Genomic DNA, 20,321 nt, shown 5'->3' with positions numbered 1-20,321 from the left:
GGTATTAAAGGCGGAAAAAAACTCCCAACAGCACGTCCAAATCGTATTAACGAAGAAATCCGTGCAACTGAAATTCGAGTTACCGGTTTTGACGGTGAGCAACTCGGTGTCATGAGTGTGCGTGAAGCACTTGCGAAAGCGGAAGAGGCTGGTGTTGACCTAGTTGAAATTAGCCCTAATGCTGAGCCACCTGTTTGCCGGATCATGGATTACGGCAAATATCTTTATGAGAAGAGTAAGTCTCAGAAAGAGCAAAAGAAAAAACAAAAAGTTGTTCAAGTGAAGGAAATTAAATTCCGTCCAGGAACAGATGAAGGCGACTATCAAGTTAAACTACGTAGTCTGATTCGCTTTTTGGAAGATGGTGATAAAGCCAAAGTTACCTTGCGTTTTCGCGGTCGTGAAATGGCTCACCAACAGATCGGTATGGAAGTGCTTAACCGCATTAAAGCCGATCTGGATGAACTGGCGTCTGTGGAGTCATTCCCTTCAAGAATTGAAGGTCGCCAGATGATCATGGTCTTAGCACCAAAGAAAAAGTAAGTTTATCATCATGAACAGCACCCGCATAAAAGCGGGTGCTATATCCTGTTGAACCAATCATTGAAAATATCTAACAACCTATATTGGATGCTCTGAATATAGGCTTGATAGTATGAAAAGACATGGGTTTGTGCGAAAAAATTGATTATCTACTTGAGTAATCGGGCAATAAGCATTAAAATCCGCGGTCGAATCGCCTTATCATTCGGTAATTACCCGAGGTGACGTAGGCAAAGAATATGGCACTTTAGTTATCAACGTATTGAATCTATTAGATTAAACGGTAACTAGGGTGTATGCTTTAGAGAATATAAGCAAATCTCTTTATCCAGTTGGAGGAATAAAGTATTAAAGGCGGAAAAAGAATCCCAACAGCACGTCCAAATCGTATTAACGATGAAATTCGTGTGAATGAAGTCCGTTTAACCGGTTTAGACGGCGAACAGCTCGGCATTATGAGCCTGCGTGATGCACTAGAAAAAGCCGAAGAAGCAGGGGTAGACCTTGTTGAAATCAGCCCAAATGCCGAACCGCCAGTTTGTCGTATCATGGATTACGGCAAATTCCTTTATGAGAAGAGCAAGTCTCAAAAAGAACAGAAGAAGAAGCAAAAAGTTGTTCAGGTGAAGGAAATTAAATTCCGCCCTGGTACAGATGAAGGTGATTATCAGGTCAAACTACGCAACCTGATTCGCTTTCTCGAAGATGGTGACAAAGCCAAAGTTACACTGCGTTTTCGTGGTCGTGAAATGGCTCACCAACAAATCGGTATGGATGTACTTAACCGTATTAAGTCCGATTTGGATGAGCTGGCGTCTGTGGAGTCATTCCCTTCAAAAATTGAAGGGCGTCAGATGATCATGGTGCTGGCACCTAAGAAGAAATAATTAGGCCATCAAGTAATTGTGTTTACAGCAATGTAGATGCTATTCGCCTAATTAATTCGTAGTTTATCACAATGCGAAGTTGGAAATTAAAGAAATGCCAAAGATTAAAACTGTACGTGGCGCAGCAAAGCGCTTTAAAAAAACTGCAGGCGGTGGCTTTAAGCGCAAGCATGCAAACCTTCGTCACATTCTGACTAAAAAGTCTACTAAGCGTAAACGCCATTTACGTCCGAAAGGAATGGTATCTAAGGGCGATCTGGGTCTGGTAGTTGCCTGCCTGCCTTACGCATAAGTAAACATTGGTTAATAAGATTAAAGACGATAGGAGATAGCTATGGCTCGCGCAAAACGTGGTGTAATCGCCCGTGCACGTCACAAAAAAATTCTGAAGCAGGCGAAAGGTTACTATGGTGCACGTTCTCGTGTTTACCGCGTAGCGTTTCAGGCGGTAATCAAAGCTGGTCAATACGCTTACCGTGACCGCCGTCAACGTAAACGTCAGTTCCGTCAACTGTGGATCGCGCGTATCAACGCAGCGGCTCGCCAAAACGGTCTGTCTTACAGCCGTTTCATCAATGGCTTGAAAAAAGCTTCAATTGAAATCGACCGTAAGATCCTGGCAGACATCGCCGTATTCGACAAAGCAGCATTCACTGCTTTAGTTGAAAAAGCGAAAGGCGCTTTAGCTTAATGTTTGCTTGAAAAGAGGAAGGAGACTTCCTCTTTTCATTTATGTGGTTTTATGTTAATACTTAAGTAATACAGTCCGTTTAGTGAATTAATTATATGCAAATCGTCGCTTTTCGTTTCTTCTTTTACTTTAGCACCTGAGTTTCGGGGGCTTGCGCGCGTAAGAAAAGAAACGAAAAGTTACGCTAAAGCCTCCGTCAGGAGGCTTTTTTGTTTTTGATTGAAGAAAAATACAGTAAAATCAGTTAAGTGCTTATCCATTCAATAAATGGCAAGTGAGAACTTAATAAATCGGTGAATAACTAGCAAAACGACCGTAAGGTCATAAAGGGGAAATAATGCCACATCTCGCTGAGTTGGTTGCACAGGCAAAAGCAGCCATTGAACAGGCCCAAGATGTTGCTACGTTAGAGTCAGTTCGTGTTGAATATTTAGGCAAAAGTGGCCACTTCACACTACAGATGAAAACGTTGCGTGATCTGCCTGCTGATGAACGTCCAGCAGCAGGGGCTGTGATTAATGAAGCCAAAGTACAGGTTCAAGATGCACTGAATATGCGTAAAGCAGCCATGCAGGCTGAAATACTGAATGCACGTTTAGCATCGGAGAAAATTGATGTCTCATTACCTGGGCGTCGTATGGAAAATGGGGGATTACACCCAGTTACCCGTACCATTCAGCGAATTGAAGAGTTTTTTGGTGAGTTAGGCTTTAGTGTTGAGACGGGGCCTGAAATCGAAGATGACTACCATAACTTTGATGCATTAAATATTCCTGCCCACCACCCAGCTCGTGCCGATCATGATACTTTCTGGTTTGATGCGAAGCGTCTGCTGCGTACCCAAACTTCCGGTGTGCAAATTCGTACCATGAATGGGCAACAACCGCCAATCCGTATTATCGCACCTGGTCGTGTTTACCGTAACGATTACGACCAAACACACACGCCAATGTTCCATCAAACAGAAGGGTTGATTGTTGATAAAGATATCAGCTTTACTAACCTAAAAGGCACATTGCATGATTTCCTAAATAATTTCTTTGAAGAAGAAGTCCAAGTCCGCTTCCGTCCATCTTATTTCCCATTCACAGAGCCTTCTGCTGAAGTGGATGTTATGGGGAAAAATGGTAAGTGGTTAGAAGTGTTAGGCTGCGGCATGGTTCATCCAAATGTACTACGCAATGTGGGTATTGATCCAGAAATCTACTCAGGCTTTGCATTTGGCATGGGAATGGAGCGCCTTACAATGTTGCGCTACGGTGTTTCTGATTTGCGCGCATTCTTCGAAAATGATCTTCGTTTCCTCAAACAGTTTAAATAAGGCGGGACTTTCTCATGAAATTCAGTGAACTTTGGTTACGTGAATGGGTGAACCCAGCCATTAGCAGTGAAGCATTATCCGAACAAATCACGATGGCCGGTTTGGAAGTTGATGGTGTTGAACCGGTGGCGGGGCAATTTACAGGTGTTGTTGTTGGTGAAGTGGTCGAATGTGGTCAGCATCCAAATGCAGATAAACTACGAGTCACAAAAGTCAATGTTGGCGGCGATCGTTTGCTTGATATCGTGTGTGGGGCACCTAACTGCCGTCAAGGCTTGAAAGTAGCTGTCGCAACGGTTGGTGCAGTTCTACCCGGCGATTTTAAAATCAAAGCAGCAAAACTCCGTGGCGAGCCGTCAGAAGGGATGCTCTGTTCATTCTCTGAGTTAGGTATTTCTGATGATCATAGCGGTATTATTGAGCTGCCATTAGACGCGCCAATTGGTACTGATTTACGTGATTATTTGAAATTTGATGACAGCATCATCGAAATTAGCATTACGCCAAACCGTGCGGACTGTTTAAGCATTCTTGGTGTAGCACGTGATGTGGCTGTAATCAATAAACAAGCACTGACAGCGCCTAAGATTGAGGCGGTGAAAGCCACTACAACCGATACCTTCCCAATCCGCGTTGAAGCACCTGAAGCATGTCCGCGTTTTCTTGGTCGAGTTATCAAAAATATTGATGTCTCTGCACCAACCCCAATGTGGATGAAAGAGAAATTGCGCCGTGGTGGCGTGCGTTCAATCGATGCTGTTGTTGATATCACAAACTATGTATTGCTTGAACTGGGTCAACCTCAGCATGCCTATGACCTCGATCGCCTAGATGGCGCTATCGTGGTGCGTATGGCAAAACAAGATGAAAAGCTGGTTCTGTTAGATGGTAGCGAAGCGACGCTGAACGCTGATACGCTAGTGATTGCTGATGAGAAAAATCCACTCGGTATTGCGGGTATTTTTGGTGGTGAGCATTCAGGTGTTAACAGCGAAACCAAAAACATCCTTCTAGAATGTGCGTTTTTTAATCCATTAGCGATTACAGGCCGTGCACGTAATTATGGTTTGCACACTGATGCTTCTCACCGTTTTGAGCGTGGTGTTGATCCTGAATTACAGTTCAAAGCCATTGAACGTGCGACACAATTGATTCTGGATATTTGTGGTGGTGAAGTTGGTGACATTATTGATGTCACAAGCTCTGCACATTTACCGAAAGTCGCTCATATTACTCTGACTCGCAATAAACTCGATCGATTGATTGGTTATGCGATTGCGGATGATGTTGTGACAGATATTTTGACCCGTTTAGGTTGCCAAGTGAAAGCTTCTGAAGGGCGTTGGGATGTGGTTGCACCAAGCTGGCGTTTCGATATGCAGATCGAAGAAGATCTGGTTGAAGAAGTTGCACGGGTTTATGGTTATAACAACATTCCAGATGTACCGCTGCGTGCAGATTTAGTCATGACTAAGCACAAAGAAGCTAATCTGCCGCTTAAGCGTATTAAGGCGATGTTAGTTGATAAAGGCTACCAAGAAGCAATTACTTACAGCTTTGTCGACCCGAAAGTGCAAGCTTTGCTTCACCCAGAGCAGGAAGCATTAGTGTTACCAAACCCAATTTCTGCTGATATGTCGGCGATGCGTTTGTCACTTTTAACAGGTCTTTTGACTACGGTAGTCTATAATCAAAATCGTCAACAAAATAGAATTCGATTATTTGAGACAGGTTTGCGCTTTATCCCTGATAATCAAGCAGAATATCAAATCCGTCAGGAAACCATGCTGGCTGGCGTGATTGCGGGTAACCGATTCGATGAACATTGGTCATTAGATAAACAAGTTGTGGACTTCTTTGATTTAAAAGGTGATCTTGAAGCTGTTTTGGAATTGACTGGCAAACTGAATCAAATTACATTTAAACCTGAAGTACATCCGGCATTGCACCCTGGTCAAAGTGCTGGGATTTATCTGGAAAATGAACATATTGGTATTATTGGTGTTGTTCATCCAGAACTAGAACGTAAACTCGATTTAAATGGTCGAACTGTGGTATTTGAGGTTCGTTGTGATGCGATAGCACACCGTGCAATCCCTGATGCGAAGGCGATTTCACGTTATCCATCGAACCGTCGCGACATTGCGATTGTTGTGCCAGAAAACGTTGCCGCCGCAGATGTTTTGGCAGAATGTAAAAAAGTTGGCATAAATCATATAGTTGGCATAAACTTGTTTGATGTGTATTGTGGTGAAGGGATAGCAGACGGTTATAAGAGTCTCGCTATCAGTCTCGTCTTCCAAGATACAACGCGTACCATGGAAGAAGAAGAGATAACCGCGACCGTTGATCTGTGTATTGCTGCATTAAAACAGCGATTCCAAGCCTCCTTGAGGGACTAAAACTATGGCGCTTACTAAAGCTGAAATGTCAGAAAATTTGTTTGAAAAACTGGGTGTTAGCAAACGTGATGCTAAAGACCTTGTGGAATCTTTCTTTGAGGAGGTTCGCCTCTCCTTAGAAAATGGTGAGCAAGTGAAATTATCTGGATTCGGTAACTTTGATTTACGTGATAAAAATCAACGTCCCGGTCGTAACCCAAAAACTGGGGAAGATATTCCAATTACTGCACGCCGTGTTGTCACTTTCCGTCCTGGCCAAAAATTGAAGAGCCGCGTCGAAAAAGCGACACCAAAAGAGTGATAGTAGACTTGCATTGCGAGTAAAAGACCGCCGTTTAGGCGGTCTTTTGTTTTTCATGGCACAGCATTATTTCAATATATTTTATGCTATCTATCTGGATGCAGAATAGGGTTTCCACACTATCAGCTAGAAAATATTTAGAGGATATTGAGGATTGATCACACTGATGTATTTATCGATATTTTAAATAGCTACCTATGGTATCGGTAGCTATAACTTTTAAGGTGGAAAAATTTATATTCGGTCGCTTATCTTTGCAACAATGCGGTAAAATAATTAATAGGTAATTGTGCAAGTCCTATTTGTTTGAGTTGATCAAGAGGATTTCCCGCCGTTTTAGAATAATCGGTTCTATCGAGAGTCGGGGCAAAGGCGATCGATAAATTTTCTGGGGTCATCTGGTGTTTTTCTGCATGACGGCTGATTTCGGTAAGTAGGGGCACCGCTATTTGCAATATCAATGGCAGTTTTTTTAGCGGTGGCAGTGAGTCTAAAATTTTTGTATCAGAAACGGCTAAAATATTATTTTCGCTCGTTGCCAATGTTGGGTTTGTTTCAATAGCACGTTTCACTGTAGCTTTGTTTCCGATTGCATCATGATATTTTGTGAAGAGAGTCGATAATGTTTTTTGTTCACTCGATGAACTATCTAAAACGTTGCCAACTAATTTTTTATATGCTGATGTTAGATCAGATACGTCAATGTTATTTTTTTGAATAAAAAAGATATCAATAGATTTATTGCTAGCGAGATGCTCTAATATTATTTCAACTCTCTGTTTGTTGCCTGATATTCGAAATGGTCCTGTTTCATGTAAGTAATTTGGATGAGATAAGATAGCAGTACCAATCTCATTAATTTGCTGGTATTTAAGGCGATCTTCATAAGCGATACCAATATACTCATTGATAGCATCTATATTCTGTTTTTCAATGAGTTTTGCTGTTTGTTGTTGCGCTATCCGCATTTGCATTGCGTTTAATTCAGCCGGGGTTTTGTATTGAGAAGGGGGGAGCGCATTTTCTTGATCGCTATCGCTTAATTTTTTGTAATTTAATACATCAATATTTTTATTTTTTATTTCAATAGATTCATGTTGGTGTTGCGAAGGTAACCCTAAAAATTTTTTTAAAACATTAGTCACTCGTTGGATTGATGCAGCAAAGAGGCTTGTTTTGGGTTGATTGATAGGCTTAAGGGGTGTATCGGCTATTTTAGTTGTGGAAGTGAAGTCGGGCGTTGATGTTGATAAAGTCGATTTCATATTGTCCCTTCAAATGCTCAAATAAAAATGGATGTGCAGTATAAATTTGCTGCATTGGTATCGCTTGCACAAAAAGCTATAATTGGGCAATACTGTTAATATTTAAGACATTTTCTACTTAATGAATAATCAATTGCTTACCCTTCAAAAACGTCAGAGGCACGCCGATATACGGTTACTGTGTGTATTGGTCTGTTTTTTAATCGTTGTCAGTGTCTTGGCTTTGAGTGTCGGCGAAGTAGGGTTATGGCCTAACCAATGGGCGAGCGAATCGGCACAATTATTTATTTGGCAAATTCGTTTTCCTCGATTATTGGCAGTCATTACCATTGGTGCAGCCCTTGCGGTAACAGGGGCTATCATGCAAGCCTTATTCGAAAATCCACTGGCTGAACCTGGGTTATTGGGGATCAGCAATGGTGCTGGTGTCGCCGTCGTTCTGATTGTTTTGCTCTCTCATGGGGTAACTCAGTATTGGCTAATAAGTTCAGGTGCAATTGTTGGTGCATTATTGTTAACCGCGATACTGCTGTTTTTTGCCAAACGAAAGCATTTTAATAACACGAGCTTACTGCTAGTTGGCGTGGCGCTTGGTGTGATTTGTGGTGCGATAATGACTTGGATGGTCTATATGAGTAGCAGCCTAGACCTACGTCAACTCCTCTATTGGATGATGGGAAGCTTTAGCGGTATTGATTGGCGTCAATTTGCTCTAGTCATTGCTTGTATTCCTTTTTTATTGTGGGCAATTTGCCAAGGTAATACACTCAATTACTTATCACTTGGATCATTGCAAGCTTATCAACTCGGTTTTTCTCACCATCGCTGGCGTCTTGCTCTGATTATCGTGACGGGGGTGCTAATTGGTTTGAGCGTTGCTATTGCGGGTGCTATTAGTTTCGTTGGGTTAGTCATTCCCCATATTTTACGGTTGGCAGGATTGACCGACCACCGAACATTATTGCCGGGGTGTGCTATCACAGGAGCGGGAGGGTTATTATTAGCCGATATGCTTTCACGCACACTGATTGCTAATGCTGAGGTACCTATTGGTGTGATAACCGCGACGTTAGGGGCACCTATCTTTATTTGGCTATTAACGCGTAACAATCAATGGCGATAAAATAAAATGATGAATAGACAACCTATCATTGAGCTAATTCAGTTTTCCATTGATAGCCGACTTATCAATATTAATGAAACTGTGTTTGCGGGAGAGCAAATTCATTTACTTGGTGCAAATGGAGCGGGGAAAAGTACCTTGCTCAGTGGAATGAGTGGTTTTTAGCTTTTCAAGGACAATTAAATATTAATGGTCGGGCGCTCAACGAGTATCGGGTGCAAGCTTTGCGTCAGCAGAGAGCTTATTTTCCTCAGCAAGTATCAACGCAACCTATTTTAAAAGTCTTTCAATATCTGGCGCTGTTTTATTCATCAAATGAGTATCAAATAGCGTTATTTAACCAATTAACTGAAGATTTCCAATTAGCGTGCTTGTTAATGAAACCTATTACACAACTTTCGGGTGGTGAATGGCAGCGAGTCCGTATTATTGCAACTTTTTTGCAAGTTTGGGATCGTCAAGATTTAAGTGGAAAATTTATTCTATTTGATGAACCAACAAACAATTTAGATATTATTCAACAATCCAAGCTTGATAAATGGGTGAAATATTTTTGTGATTGCCAAGGAACGGTTATAATGAGTGGGCATAACTTGAGTCATTCATATCGACATGCAAGTCGTATATGGATGTTAAAAAAAGGTGAAATTATTTTTTCAGGTAAACCTGAGCAAGTGATGACTGACTTTAATTTATCTGAGATATTTGCAAGTAAAATTATTTCAAGTACAGATAGCGAAACGAAAACTTGGCAAGTAATTAGTTTTGACGAGTAGCAGAAAAATTGTTTTAATCGTCGGTTTCATTATGCTTTACGATATAAGAAATGTTTTCAGGTGTTGATGTTCGGTTAAAGTAACTTTAACTAGAATACTCTCTTCTTAATAAAAAATTAGGCTACAGATTATATGAGCAATTTCCTTCCGTTTTCAAAACCGGCAATCGGTGACGAAGAGGTTAAGGCAGTAGAGAAAGTTCTACGTTCAGGCTGGATTACGACAGGGCCTCAGAACCATCAGTTGGAACAAGATTTTTGTGAACGTTATGGTTGTAAGCATGCAATAGCGCTAAGTTCAGCCACTGCGGGTATGCATGTTGTTTTAATGGCATTGGGTATCGGCCCAGGCGATGAGGTGATCACCCCGTCGCAGACATGGGTATCCACCATTAATATGATTGAGTTATTAGGCGCGACACCCGTTATGATTGATGTCGACCGTGATACATTAATGGTACAACCCGATGCGGTAGAAAAAGCGCTTACTGCGAAAACGAAAGCGATAATTCCTGTACATTACGCAGGTGCTCCTTGTGATCTTGACGCTTTGCGTACTATCGCGCAAAAAGCGGGAGTGGCGTTGATTGAAGATGCGGCTCATGCGGTGGGAACGCGCTATAAAGAAGAATGGATTGGTCAGCAGGGAACCGCTATTTTTTCTTTTCATGCAATTAAAAATGTGACGTGTGCGGAAGGTGGATTAGTCGTCACTGATGATGATGAATTAGCACAGCGCGTTCGTACCTTAAAATTCCATGGTCTCGGGGTTGACGCCTTTGATAGACAAATGCAAGGTCGAAAACCTCAAGCAGAAGTGGTTGAACCTGGTTTAAAATATAATTTATCTGATATTCATGCAGCGATTGCTGTTGTTCAGTTGTCTCGTGTTGAAGAAATGAATCAACGTCGTGCACAATTGGTAGCGCGTTATCGTGCCGCACTGAAAGACTCCCCATTACAAATGCTTTCAGTTCCTGAATATTCACATTTGCATGCTAACCACTTATTTATGGTGCGTGTCGATAAAAGTGTATGCGGTATTGATCGTGATAGCTTTATGGAAAAACTAAAAGCGTATGATATCGGTACAGGTTTACATTTCCGTGCCGCACATACACAGAAATATTACCGTGAGAAATACCCAGAGCTCTCACTCGTAGAGTCAGAATGGAACACCGCGACCCTTTGTTCCCTGCCTCTCTTCCCTGATATGTCTGATGCAGATGTTGATCGGGTTGTTAAAGCGATAAATGAAATCCTTTTGGAGTCAAAATAGTGTCATTTGTAGATGAATTTGAAGAGATAAAAAAAGTCTCTGTTGTAATCCCTGTTTATAATGAAGAGCAAAGCCTACCTCAGTTACTTGAGCGTACAATTAAAGCGTGTAAACAACTTACGCAAGAGTATGAGTTGATTTTAGTGGATGATGGGAGTAGTGACCGTTCCGCTAAAATGTTGACTGAGGCAGCAGAAAATCCTGATAACCATGTTATCGCGATTATTTTGAATCGTAATTATGGGCAGCATTCTGCAATTATGGCTGGTTTCAATCAAGCGGATGGTGATTTGGTGATTACACTGGATGCTGATTTACAAAACCCTCCAGAAGAGATCCCTCGCTTAGTGCAAACGGCGGCACAAGGCTATGATGTTGTTGGCACGCGTCGTGCTAACCGTCAAGATTCTTGGTTCCGTAAAACGGCATCTAAAATGATTAATGCGATGATCACAAAAGCGACCGGTCGTTCTATGGGCGATTATGGTTGTATGTTGCGTGCTTATCGCCGTCATATTATTGATGCGATGTTGCAATGCCATGAAAGAAGTACATTTATTCCAATTTTAGCCAACACGTTTGCTCGTAGAACCATTGAAATTGATGTAGCGCATGCTGAACGTGAGTTTGGCGATTCTAAATACAGCTTTATGAAGCTGATTAATTTAATGTATGACCTGTTGACGTGTTTAACAACAGCACCTTTGCGTTTGTTAAGTGTTGTTGGGAGTATTATTGCAGCAGGCGGTTTCTTGCTTGCAGTGTTGTTAATCGTATTACGTTTGCTCTTTGGTGCAACATGGGCTGCTGACGGCGTATTCACACTGTTTGCAATACTCTTTATGTTTATCGGTGCACAATTTGTTGCTATGGGCTTGCTTGGTGAATATATCGGCAGGATTTATAATGATGTGCGCGCGAGACCCCGTTATTTTATTCAAAAAGTCGTCGGTGCTAAGGCTAAGACTGACAAAAACCAGGAAGAAAACTAATGAAAGCTATTGTTTTTGCCTATCATGATATTGGCTGTGTAGGGCTGAAAGCGCTAAAAAAAGCAGGTTTCGATATTCAAGCAGTATTTACTCATACTGATGATCCTAACGAAAACCACTTTTTCTCTTCAGTAGCGCGTGTCAGCGCGGACATGGAACTTCCTGTTTACGCGCCAGAAAACGTAAACCATCCGCTATGGATTGAACGTATTCGCGAATTAAAACCTGATGTAATTTTCTCATTCTATTACCGCGATATGCTCAGTGAAGAACTGCTGGCATTGGCCCCTAAAGGTGCATTTAACCTGCATGGCTCTTTACTGCCTAAATACCGCGGTCGTGCGCCAATTAACTGGGCATTGCTGAACGGCGAGAAAGAAACAGGCGTGACGTTGCACAAAATGGTCACTAAAGCCGACGCTGGTGACATTGTTGCACAAGAAAAAGTCACAATCACCGATACTGATACTGCATTAACGTTACACGCAAAAGTTCGTGAAGCGGCTGAAGTACTGTTAGATAAAACACTGCCATTGATTGAAGCGGGTAGCTATAAAACAGTGGCGCAAGATGAGAGCCAAGCAAGCTATTTCGGTCGTCGTACCGCTCAAGATGGCTTGATCGACTGGAACCGTTCTGCAAAAGAAATTGATTGCTTAATTCGTGCTGTTACTGAGCCATACCCAGGCGCATTTACCTATTTAGGTGAGCGTAAAATGGTAATTTGGCGTGCACGTGTGCTCGATGATAATCAAGGTAAACGCGCGGGTACAGTATTATCAAGTGACCCTCTGCGTATTGCTTGTGGCGAAGGGGCTATTGAAGTTGTTAGTGGTCAGGGTGACTCCGGTTTATATATGCAAGGCAACCGTCTAGCAAATGAAATGGGTATCGTGACTGATGTTCGTGTAGGGCCAAAACCGACTGCACAAATTAAACGTCGTAAGCGTGTTCTGATCTTAGGTGTTAACGGTTTTATCGGTAACCATTTAACAGAGCGTTTATTGCAAGATGATAATTATGATATCTATGGTATGGATATCAGCTCATCGGCGATTGACCGCTTTATTGGTAACCCACGTTTCCACTTTATCGAAGGTGACGTCAGTATTCATACCGAATGGATCGAATACCACATTAAGAAATGTGACGTTATTCTGCCATTGGTGGCGATTGCAACACCAATCGAATATACCCGTAACCCACTGCGTGTCTTTGAATTAGACTTTGAAGAAAACCTGAAAATCGTGCGTTACTGCGTGAAATATAACAAACGTATTATCTTCCCATCGACTTCTGAAGTTTATGGTATGTGTGATGATAAAGAGTTTGATGAAGATGAGTCACGTTTGATTGTTGGTCCTATCAATAAACAGCGCTGGATCTACTCTGTGTCTAAACAGCTGTTAGACCGAGTGATTTGGGCATATGGCGCGAAAGAGGGCTTGAAATTTACGTTATTCCGTCCGTTTAACTGGATGGGGCCACGTTTGGATAGCCTGAACTCAGCACGTATTGGTAGCTCTCGTGCGATCACTCAGTTAATCTTGAATTTAGTTGAAGGTTCGCCAATTAAATTGGTTGATGGTGGTGAGCAAAAACGCTGTTTCACTGATATTAAAGATGGTATCGAAGCACTGTTCCGTATTATTGAAAACAAAGACGGCAAATGCGACGGTCAGATCATCAATATCGGTAACCCAACAAACGAAGCAAGCATTCGCCAATTAGCTGAAATGTTACTTGAAAGTTTCGAAAAACACCCTCTACGCGGCCATTTCCCTCCGTTTGCAGGTTTCCGTGAAATCGAAAGTAGCAGCTACTATGGTAAAGGTTATCAAGATGTTGAGCACCGTAAACCAAGCGTGGAAAATGCACGTCGTCTGCTTGATTGGGTTCCAACAATCGATATGAAAGATACTATTGAAGAGACACTGGATTTCTTCTTGCAAGGTGCGGTAGAAGAATTAGGTAAGAACTAATGAAAAAAGTTGGCTTGAGAATTGATGTGGATACCTATCGAGGCACATTAGAAGGTGTACCGCAACTACTCAACGTGCTGAAACAGCATGACATTCAGGCCAGCTTTTTCTTCAGTGTAGGACCCGATAACATGGGGCGCCATTTATGGCGCCTTTTGCGTCCTAAATTCCTGTGGAAAATGCTGAGGTCAAATGCCGCCTCCCTATATGGGCTAGATATTTTATTGGCGGGTACAGCGTGGCCAGGTAAAAAAATAGCCAAAGATTTAGGCTATTTGATGAAACAAACGCTAGATGCAGGTCATGAAGTAGGGTTGCATGCTTGGGATCACCAAGGTTGGCAAGCCAAAGTGGCTAAATGGAGCGAAGCCCAATTAACGGAGCAGGTTAAATTGGGGGTTGATGCTTTGCAGCAAGCCATCGGTCAGCCTGTTACGTGTTCGGCGGTTGCTGGCTGGCGAGGCGATGAACGTGTGCTTGAGGTTAAACAAAAGTTTGGTTTTAACTACAACAGCGATTGTCGCGGTAAGTATCCATTTAGACCCATTTTACGTGATGGTTCAATAGGCACGGTACAAATTCCAGTCACATTACCGACTTATGATGAAGTCGTTGGCACCGTTGTCAGTGATGAAAATTTTAATGATTTTATCCTTCAAGCGATAAAAGAGGATCAAGGTGTTCCCGTTTACACCATTCATACTGAAGTTGAAGGTATGTCTAAATCAGAACAATTTTCACAATTATTGGAACGAATTGCCCAAGAAGAAATCCAATTCTGTACATTGAGTGATTTGCTGCCAGAAGACATTAGCACTTTACCTAAAGGGAAAGTCGTGAGAGCGCCATTCCCAGGGCGTGAGGGTTGGCTTGGCTGCCAAGAAGAGGGATAGTATAAGCATGTTGAATAATCGAGCGAGCAAAGTAGGAGCCTCTCTGCTGGCTCTTTTTTTTATCTTAACTTATCTGCTACCGTTAAATAGCCGTTTACTCTGGCAACCTGACGAAACACGATATGCAGAAATCAGCCGTGAAATGTTACAACGCGGTGATTGGATCGTGCCATATATGCTGGATATACGCTATTTTGAAAAGCCAGTAGCAGGCTATTGGATCAACAATATTAGCCAAATGATTTTTGGCGATACTAACTTTGCAGTTCGTTTTGGTTCGGTATTTTGTATTTTGCTCAGTGCATTACTTGTTTACCGAATGGCAAAAATGATGTGGCGTAACAACCATGTCGCTTATGTCGCAAGTTTTATTTATGTGTCGATGTTCTTGGTATTTGCTGTCGGCACCTATAGTGTACTTGACCCTATGCTATCACTCTGGATAGCAGCCAGTATGTATTGTTGCCTATGGGCAATGAAGGCGCGTGGCATAAAAGAAAAACTTGCTGCATGGATATGTCTTGGTTTAGCGTGTGGGATGGCCTTTATGACCAAAGGGTTCCTTGCGCTTGCCATTCCTGTGATTGTAATGTTGCCTATCACAATCTACCAAAAGCGCTTTCTTGAGATGGTGAAGTATGGGCCATTGGCGATTATATCAGCGGTTATCATTAGTTTACCTTGGGCGCTAGCCATCGCTAAACAGGAGCCTGACTATTGGAATTACTTCTTCTGGATAGAGCACATTAAACGTTTTACCGCCGATGATGCGCAACACATTGCTCCTTTTTGGTATTACATTCCGATTATTTTATTAGGCAGTATACCTTGGGTTGGGTTATTACCTGGCTCTTTGCTGAAAGGTTGGAGAGAGCGCAAATCAAGTCCAGATATGTTTTTCTTACTCTGTTGGTTTATTGTGCCCGTGATCTTCTTCAGCATTTCACGCGGCAAATTGCCAACATATATGCTGCCATTTATGGCTCCACTAGCACTGCTCATGGCTAAATATGGGGTGGATTGTGTACGCAGTGGGAAGATGAAAGCATTAAAGGCCAATGGCATGATCAACGTTGCGATTGGGGTGCTCGCCGTAATCGCTGTCATTGTTGTCAGTACGGTGATTAAGCGTCCGTTATACGAAGCCGACGAATGGTCAAAAATGGTGCTTGGTATCGTTGCTTTTTCGATTTGGGGTATCATCGGTTACCTATGTACCGTGTTAAATGCCAAATATTGGCTATGGGCCGCCTCTTGCTCGTTGGCGGTGAGCCTGTGTATCGGTAGTGCATTGCCAAATAACACGATAAATTCCAAACTGCCACAGAGCTTTATCCACCAAAACCATGACTTGTTGATGGATAGCAAATATCTTATGGCGAGTAATGTGGGCATTGCAGCCGGATTAGCGTGGGAAACGAAAAACGCTAATATCTACCTGTATAATAGCAGCGGTGAGCTGACTTATGGTTTGGAATACCCGGATAGCCAACACCGTTTAGTGAAGCCTGATCAATTTGCGGCTTGGTTGGCAAAAGCTCGCCAAGAAGGCCAAGTGACAGTGGTTTTCTTACTTGGACGTAAAGAAGGATTACCGGATATTCCTAAGCCAGATGAGGTGATCAGTAATTCGCGAATTGCGATAGTGGTGTATCACAAACAATGATTGCTCAATTATTATTACTGCTTTTAGTTAGTGTACTCACTTGCCTTGGGCAAATAGCGCAAAAGCAAGCGGTGGTATGCTGGCAGGGTGATAAACATAATAAAACGGCATCAGCCATTCGTTGGCTGGTGCTGGCATTGCTAATGCTTGGGTTAGGTATGCTGTTTTGGCTTAAATTGCTCGAAAGCATGCCGCTTAGCATTGCGTATCCAATGCTTAGTATTAATTTTGTGTTGGTTACTTTGATTGGTCAGTTTGTCTACCATGAGCAGACAGGGCTTAATCATTGGTTAGGTGTGGCGGCAATTATGTTTGGTATTTTCTTGATGAGTATAAGCGGATGAACAAAGGCTATTTTTGGGTAATAGGAAGTGCGCTATTAGTCACCATTGCACAATTAAGCTTAAAAGCAGGTGTAGTGGGGTTGCCTTCGTTTACATTAGGATGGCATTGGTTACAACCTGAGTGGTTACTCGCAAATCTGGCAAATCTTAGCATAGTGTTCGTGGGGTTAGTCTGCTATGCCTTATCAATGCTATGTTGGTTGTTTGCACTAAAATCCATCCCGCTTAATAAAGCCTATCCGCTGATTAGTTTAAGCTATGTATTTGTTTATCTATTGGCGGTTATTTTACCTTGGTATCATGAACCCGCGACTTGGCTAAAAGCAGGGGGCGTTGCATTTATTATCCTTGGTGTTTGGTTAATTAGCCGTCCAACAAAAGGGCAATCTCAAAAGTAGAATAATTTGGTTGCGTGATAATTTATTTTTCATATTTGAGCAACTATGATAATAAATTAAGCGTGTCGATTGTTTATTTAAGGGTGCAACATGATAATAAAATGGCAACACCTACCATTATTGCTTTCATTAGTGTTGATTGGCTGCTCTTCCACGTCGGTAAAAAGAACGCCACCACCGCCACTAAAAACGCAATTATCTGACCCTATAATGACCATTGCACAACTTAAAGAACAGTTAGAGCAATGGTATGGTACGCCATATAATTATGGTGGGATGAGTCAAAGCGGTATTGATTGCTCTGGGTTTGTTTACCGTACATTTAGCGACCGTTTTGCTATCCAATTGCCGCGTACAACGATAGATCAAACACGATTGGGAACGCGTATTGATAAATCCGATCTGATGCCGGGTGATCTCGTCTTCTTTAAAACGGGGTCCGGTGAAAATGGTTTACATGTCGGAATTTATGATACAGATAATACCTTTATTCATGCATCGACCAGTAAGGGTGTGATCCGTTCGTCAATGGATAATGTGTATTGGCGAAAAGTGTTTTGGCAAGCGCGGCGTATCTGATTTCCCGTGTGATCCCCTCATTTTTGTCTTCAATTATGCTATCTTAGTTGCAACTTTTGTTTCTAGGATAGCTTAATGTCTCGCTTACGTTTACTGATTTCAGAATCTTTCGACCCTTGGTTTAACCTTGCGGTTGAAGAGACGATTTTTCGTCAAATGCCCGCCGATCAACGTGTTATGTTTTTATGGCGTAACGCTGACACGGTCGTTATTGGGCGAGCACAGAACCCATGGAAAGAGTGTAATACGCGTCGTATGGAAGAGGATAATGTACGCTTAGCTCGCCGTAGTAGCGGGGGCGGTGCCGTTTTTCAAGATCTCGGCAATACGTGTTTTACCTTCATGGCGGGCAAACCAGAATATGATAAAAGTATTTCGACAAAAATTATTGTGGATGGCTTAGCAAGGGTGGGGATCAATGCTGAGGTTTCTGGTCGCAATGATTTGGTATTACACACCGATGATGGGCCAAGGAAAATATCAGGATCTGCTTACCGAGAAACCCGTGACAGAGGATTCCATCATGGTACTTTACTTATCAATTCTGATTTAAATCGGCTTGCAGATTATCTTAATCCTGACCCTAAAAAATTACAGGCTAAAGGGATCACTTCAGTTCGCTCAAGAGTCACGAATTTATGTGAACTGGTATCAGATATCAGTCATGAAAAAGTGTGCGAGGGTATCGTAAAAAGCTTTTTCGATTATTATGGTGAAACCGTTGAGGCTGAATTTATCTCACCTGAGAAATTACCGGACTTACCGCATTTTCGTGAAACTTTTGCGAAGCAAAGTAGTTGGGAATGGAATTTCGGTCAAGCACCTGCTTTTACCCATTATAGTGATACACGTTTCCCATGGGGAGGTATCGAATTTCATTTTGATATCGAAAAAGGGGTTATTAAACGTTGCCAATTTTTTACGGACAGTCTTGACCCATCCCCATTAGAATGGTTAAGCCAGAAACTTACCGATCAAGTTTACCAAACAGAAACCATTCGTAAATTAATATTAGAAATGCATCAAATATGGCCTGAATTAACCGAACAGTTATCTGATCTTGAAAGCTGGCTAGTGCATGAGTTAAGCTAAATACGCTTTGTTTCTATGCTGCTTAAATGTTACCTAACCCGAAATAAAAATAGGTAAGGGGTAGGTAACATTAAGCGTTATTTACCATGAATATTAATAGCGTCATCCGGTTTGTCTTCTATTTTTTCACTCAAACCAAAATCTTCTATATAATTTTCTGAATTAAATAAATGATAATTTTCATTTAGAAGCGGATTAGAAACGCCTAACCAATTAGCAATACCATCAATAAACATCATCCCAGATTTGTTAGCAACAATATATTGAGTTGATTGGTGATCGGAAGAAAGCTGGATTAATGGAACACGATACGCATATTTTGTTTTTCCGTGTAGGAGCTTTATTTGGTCTCCCTCTTCTTGATGGGAAAGACCATGATCAGCAAAGTAAATCATTGAGAATTTACGTTCTTTTTGTTGGTATTGCGTCTCTAACAATGAATAAATTGACTCAAGGATCTCATCTGTTTTATTAATGCTTGCAACATAGCAGGAGATATTATGATATTGCCTATCTTGGGTAATAAAATGATTTTCATAATCCTGAATTCTACCGCATGGGTTCGGGTGTGAACCATAAAGATGTATAATAAATAATCTTTTCTGTTTCTTTTGGATAGGGGCATTTAATTCTTTTTGAAAGATAGGAATAAGGGAAAAATCACTTTCATCATTAGAATTGAAGGCGCCGAGTTTATTGAATTTTTTTACATCAGCATGCTTTGCTATAAAGGTAATTGGAGTGTCGTGTTTACCGATATAACCTTGATTCGATATCCAGTATGTTTTGAAACCGGCTGATTTGGCGAGTCCAACTAGATTTAAGCCATAATTAGGTTCTAATTTTTCTTTATCTGACTGTGTTAACATTAATCTTAATGAGCCAATAGTGTTATTTCCAGCACTGTTTAACCCATCAATAATGGTACTGTTCACGCGGCTTAAGAAGGGGGTGTTATTTATAGGGTATCCATAGACACCCATATAATCACGGCGAACACTCTCTCCGATCACTAATACATAGTCATCATAACGGCTGTTGTTATTTAACGTTGATTTTCCCCATTCGCTGGGTTTGGTAAAATCATGTAGTGCGCTAACTTCACCCTTAACCTTAGATACGGATTCATAAATATTGTAGAAATAATCAAATGGTGATTGATTAATCAAGGCAATTATCACCAGAATGATCATCAGTGTTTTGTTTCGATAATAATTAATATTTAATTTTGTACATAATTTTTGGAAAGCGAATATTCCAACAATAATGAGGACGGCATAAAGATAATGAGTGAATGGAATTTGTGTGAAAAACTCAATGCCTTCAATAGCATCAGTTGCAATAACCGAAGCAAAATATTGGTAGGTTGGTTTATCAAAGGTCAGTCCAATAGGCGTATAAATAGCATACAATATTGCTATTGGTACACCTATCCAATAATAAGCTTTTTTTGAAGCGTAAAGGATAATATAAAGAGCACAGACGAGCGTAATGTCTCTCGGAGTTGGATGAGCATACCCAGAACCTTTCAACATTAATTTTGATGAAACGATAAGAATGATGAGTGGTATAATGTATACAAAATAGTGTTTTATTTTTAAGATTTTATTTTGCATTCTATTTTTATACCATGCAAATAATCTGGAATGTCCCACAAAAACAGCCTTTATAACAATAAGAAAATAATATTAATAATAATTTAACTATAACACTCATAAATGAGTTGCCGCAGATTATGTTTTTTTTCAATAAATGTCAAAAAAATACACATTGGACGTGTGTGCTTTA

The 20,321-nt window shown here is 41.3% G+C and carries 22 protein-coding genes and 1 other annotated feature; of the genes, 20 read left to right on the top strand and 2 right to left on the bottom strand.

What is annotated here, in order from left to right; all coding sequences use genetic code 11:
• Positions 1 to 3: 3 nt before the first annotated feature.
• The 8 genes from infC (PSF11_RS04200) (at position 4) to ihfA (ending at position 6,145) form a co-directional block, all read left to right on the top strand.
• Complete coding sequence (gene infC, locus PSF11_RS04200) at positions 4 to 543, top strand: translation initiation factor IF-3 (RefSeq protein WP_071599650.1); 540 nt, start codon at positions 4 to 6, stop codon at positions 541 to 543.
• Positions 544 to 890: 347 nt separating this feature from the next.
• On the top strand, positions 891 to 1,430 hold the full coding sequence (gene infC / locus PSF11_RS04195) for a translation initiation factor IF-3 (protein ID WP_036943861.1): 540 nt from the start codon (positions 891 to 893) through the stop codon (positions 1,428 to 1,430).
• Between the two features lie 94 nt (positions 1,431 to 1,524).
• Positions 1,525 to 1,722 carry a 50S ribosomal protein L35 gene (gene rpmI / locus PSF11_RS04190; protein ID WP_004263702.1) on the top strand — a complete coding sequence of 66 codons (198 nt, stop codon included), beginning with the start codon at positions 1,525 to 1,527 and terminating at the stop codon, positions 1,720 to 1,722.
• Between the two features lie 42 nt (positions 1,723 to 1,764).
• Positions 1,765 to 2,121 (top strand): 50S ribosomal protein L20, encoded by a 357-nt coding sequence (gene rplT, locus PSF11_RS04185; protein WP_004263714.1) that lies wholly within the window; start codon positions 1,765 to 1,767, stop codon positions 2,119 to 2,121.
• A gap of 89 nt (positions 2,122 to 2,210) precedes the next feature.
• Positions 2,211 to 2,335: a sequence feature (Phe leader region), on the top strand.
• Complete coding sequence (gene pheM, locus PSF11_RS21260; protein ID WP_120752679.1) at positions 2,217 to 2,261, top strand: pheST operon leader peptide PheM; 45 nt, start codon at positions 2,217 to 2,219, stop codon at positions 2,259 to 2,261. It overlaps the preceding feature by 45 nt.
• Before the next feature lie 123 nt (positions 2,336 to 2,458).
• On the top strand, positions 2,459 to 3,442 hold the full coding sequence (gene pheS / locus PSF11_RS04180; RefSeq protein ID WP_014658197.1) for a phenylalanine--tRNA ligase subunit alpha: 984 nt from the start codon (positions 2,459 to 2,461) through the stop codon (positions 3,440 to 3,442).
• A 14-nt stretch (positions 3,443 to 3,456) separates the two neighbouring features.
• Positions 3,457 to 5,844, top strand: coding sequence for a phenylalanine--tRNA ligase subunit beta (gene pheT, locus PSF11_RS04175; protein WP_115113535.1), 2,388 nt, complete (start codon positions 3,457 to 3,459; stop codon positions 5,842 to 5,844).
• 4 nt (positions 5,845 to 5,848) lie between these two features.
• The gene (gene ihfA / locus PSF11_RS04170; protein ID WP_004919089.1) at positions 5,849 to 6,145 is read left to right on the top strand and encodes an integration host factor subunit alpha; all 297 of its coding nucleotides are present in this window, start codon (positions 5,849 to 5,851) and stop codon (positions 6,143 to 6,145) included.
• Between the two features lie 248 nt (positions 6,146 to 6,393).
• Here the strand turns inward: ihfA and PSF11_RS04165 are convergent, their stop codons facing one another.
• On the bottom strand, positions 6,394 to 7,410 hold the full coding sequence (locus PSF11_RS04165) for a RhoGAP domain-containing protein (RefSeq protein ID WP_004919091.1): 1,017 nt from the start codon (positions 7,408 to 7,410) through the stop codon (positions 6,394 to 6,396).
• A gap of 121 nt (positions 7,411 to 7,531) precedes the next feature.
• On the opposite strand from PSF11_RS04165, the gene btuC reads away from it, so the two are divergent.
• The 12 genes from btuC (at position 7,532) to PSF11_RS04105 (ending at position 18,533) form a co-directional block, all read left to right on the top strand.
• Entirely contained in the window at positions 7,532 to 8,533 is a 1,002-nt protein-coding gene (gene btuC / locus PSF11_RS04160; protein WP_040133059.1) for a vitamin B12 ABC transporter permease BtuC, read from the top strand.
• 6 nt (positions 8,534 to 8,539) lie between these two features.
• Positions 8,540 to 8,698 carry an ATP-binding cassette domain-containing protein gene (locus tag PSF11_RS04155; protein ID WP_272682741.1) on the top strand — a complete coding sequence of 53 codons (159 nt, stop codon included), beginning with the start codon at positions 8,540 to 8,542 and terminating at the stop codon, positions 8,696 to 8,698.
• A gap of 50 nt (positions 8,699 to 8,748) precedes the next feature.
• Positions 8,749 to 9,309: an ATP-binding cassette domain-containing protein gene (locus PSF11_RS04150; RefSeq protein ID WP_272682740.1), complete on the top strand. Its 561-nt coding sequence runs from the start codon at positions 8,749 to 8,751 to the stop codon at positions 9,307 to 9,309.
• A 132-nt stretch (positions 9,310 to 9,441) separates the two neighbouring features.
• Complete coding sequence (gene arnB / locus PSF11_RS04145; RefSeq protein WP_014658201.1) at positions 9,442 to 10,587, top strand: UDP-4-amino-4-deoxy-L-arabinose aminotransferase; 1,146 nt, start codon at positions 9,442 to 9,444, stop codon at positions 10,585 to 10,587.
• Entirely contained in the window at positions 10,587 to 11,579 is a 993-nt protein-coding gene (arnC, locus tag PSF11_RS04140; protein ID WP_004919099.1) for an undecaprenyl-phosphate 4-deoxy-4-formamido-L-arabinose transferase, read from the top strand. Before arnB ends, arnC begins: the two co-directional genes overlap by 1 nt.
• Positions 11,579 to 13,561 carry a bifunctional UDP-4-amino-4-deoxy-L-arabinose formyltransferase/UDP-glucuronic acid oxidase ArnA gene (gene arnA / locus PSF11_RS04135; protein WP_004919101.1) on the top strand — a complete coding sequence of 661 codons (1,983 nt, stop codon included), beginning with the start codon at positions 11,579 to 11,581 and terminating at the stop codon, positions 13,559 to 13,561. Before arnC ends, arnA begins: the two co-directional genes overlap by 1 nt.
• Complete coding sequence (gene arnD, locus PSF11_RS04130) at positions 13,561 to 14,454, top strand: 4-deoxy-4-formamido-L-arabinose-phosphoundecaprenol deformylase (protein WP_004919102.1); 894 nt, start codon at positions 13,561 to 13,563, stop codon at positions 14,452 to 14,454. Before arnA ends, arnD begins: the two co-directional genes overlap by 1 nt.
• A 7-nt stretch (positions 14,455 to 14,461) precedes the next feature.
• Complete coding sequence (arnT, locus tag PSF11_RS04125) at positions 14,462 to 16,120, top strand: lipid IV(A) 4-amino-4-deoxy-L-arabinosyltransferase (RefSeq protein WP_072502212.1); 1,659 nt, start codon at positions 14,462 to 14,464, stop codon at positions 16,118 to 16,120.
• Complete coding sequence (arnE, locus tag PSF11_RS04120) at positions 16,117 to 16,464, top strand: 4-amino-4-deoxy-L-arabinose-phosphoundecaprenol flippase subunit ArnE (RefSeq protein ID WP_004919105.1); 348 nt, start codon at positions 16,117 to 16,119, stop codon at positions 16,462 to 16,464. The genes arnT and arnE overlap by 4 nt, the downstream gene beginning before the upstream one ends.
• Complete coding sequence (gene arnF, locus PSF11_RS04115) at positions 16,461 to 16,862, top strand: 4-amino-4-deoxy-L-arabinose-phosphoundecaprenol flippase subunit ArnF (RefSeq protein WP_036943871.1); 402 nt, start codon at positions 16,461 to 16,463, stop codon at positions 16,860 to 16,862. The genes arnE and arnF overlap by 4 nt, the downstream gene beginning before the upstream one ends.
• 90 nt (positions 16,863 to 16,952) lie before the next feature.
• The gene (locus PSF11_RS04110; RefSeq protein WP_014658203.1) at positions 16,953 to 17,441 is read left to right on the top strand and encodes a C40 family peptidase; all 489 of its coding nucleotides are present in this window, start codon (positions 16,953 to 16,955) and stop codon (positions 17,439 to 17,441) included.
• A gap of 75 nt (positions 17,442 to 17,516) precedes the next feature.
• Positions 17,517 to 18,533, top strand: a complete 1,017-nt coding sequence (locus tag PSF11_RS04105) for a lipoate--protein ligase (protein ID WP_061064120.1) — start codon at positions 17,517 to 17,519, stop codon at positions 18,531 to 18,533.
• A 77-nt stretch (positions 18,534 to 18,610) separates the two neighbouring features.
• Here PSF11_RS04105 and PSF11_RS04100 read toward each other — a convergent pair whose 3' ends face one another.
• Entirely contained in the window at positions 18,611 to 20,149 is a 1,539-nt protein-coding gene (locus PSF11_RS04100; RefSeq protein WP_060561310.1) for a sulfatase-like hydrolase/transferase, read from the bottom strand.
• Positions 20,150 to 20,321 lie beyond the last annotated feature (172 nt).

This window comes from Providencia sp. PROV119 (assembly GCF_028482435.1).
Taxonomy (GTDB): Bacteria; Pseudomonadota; Gammaproteobacteria; order Enterobacterales; family Enterobacteriaceae; genus Providencia; species Providencia stuartii.
This window is presented reverse-complemented; position numbering and strand designations above follow the sequence as displayed.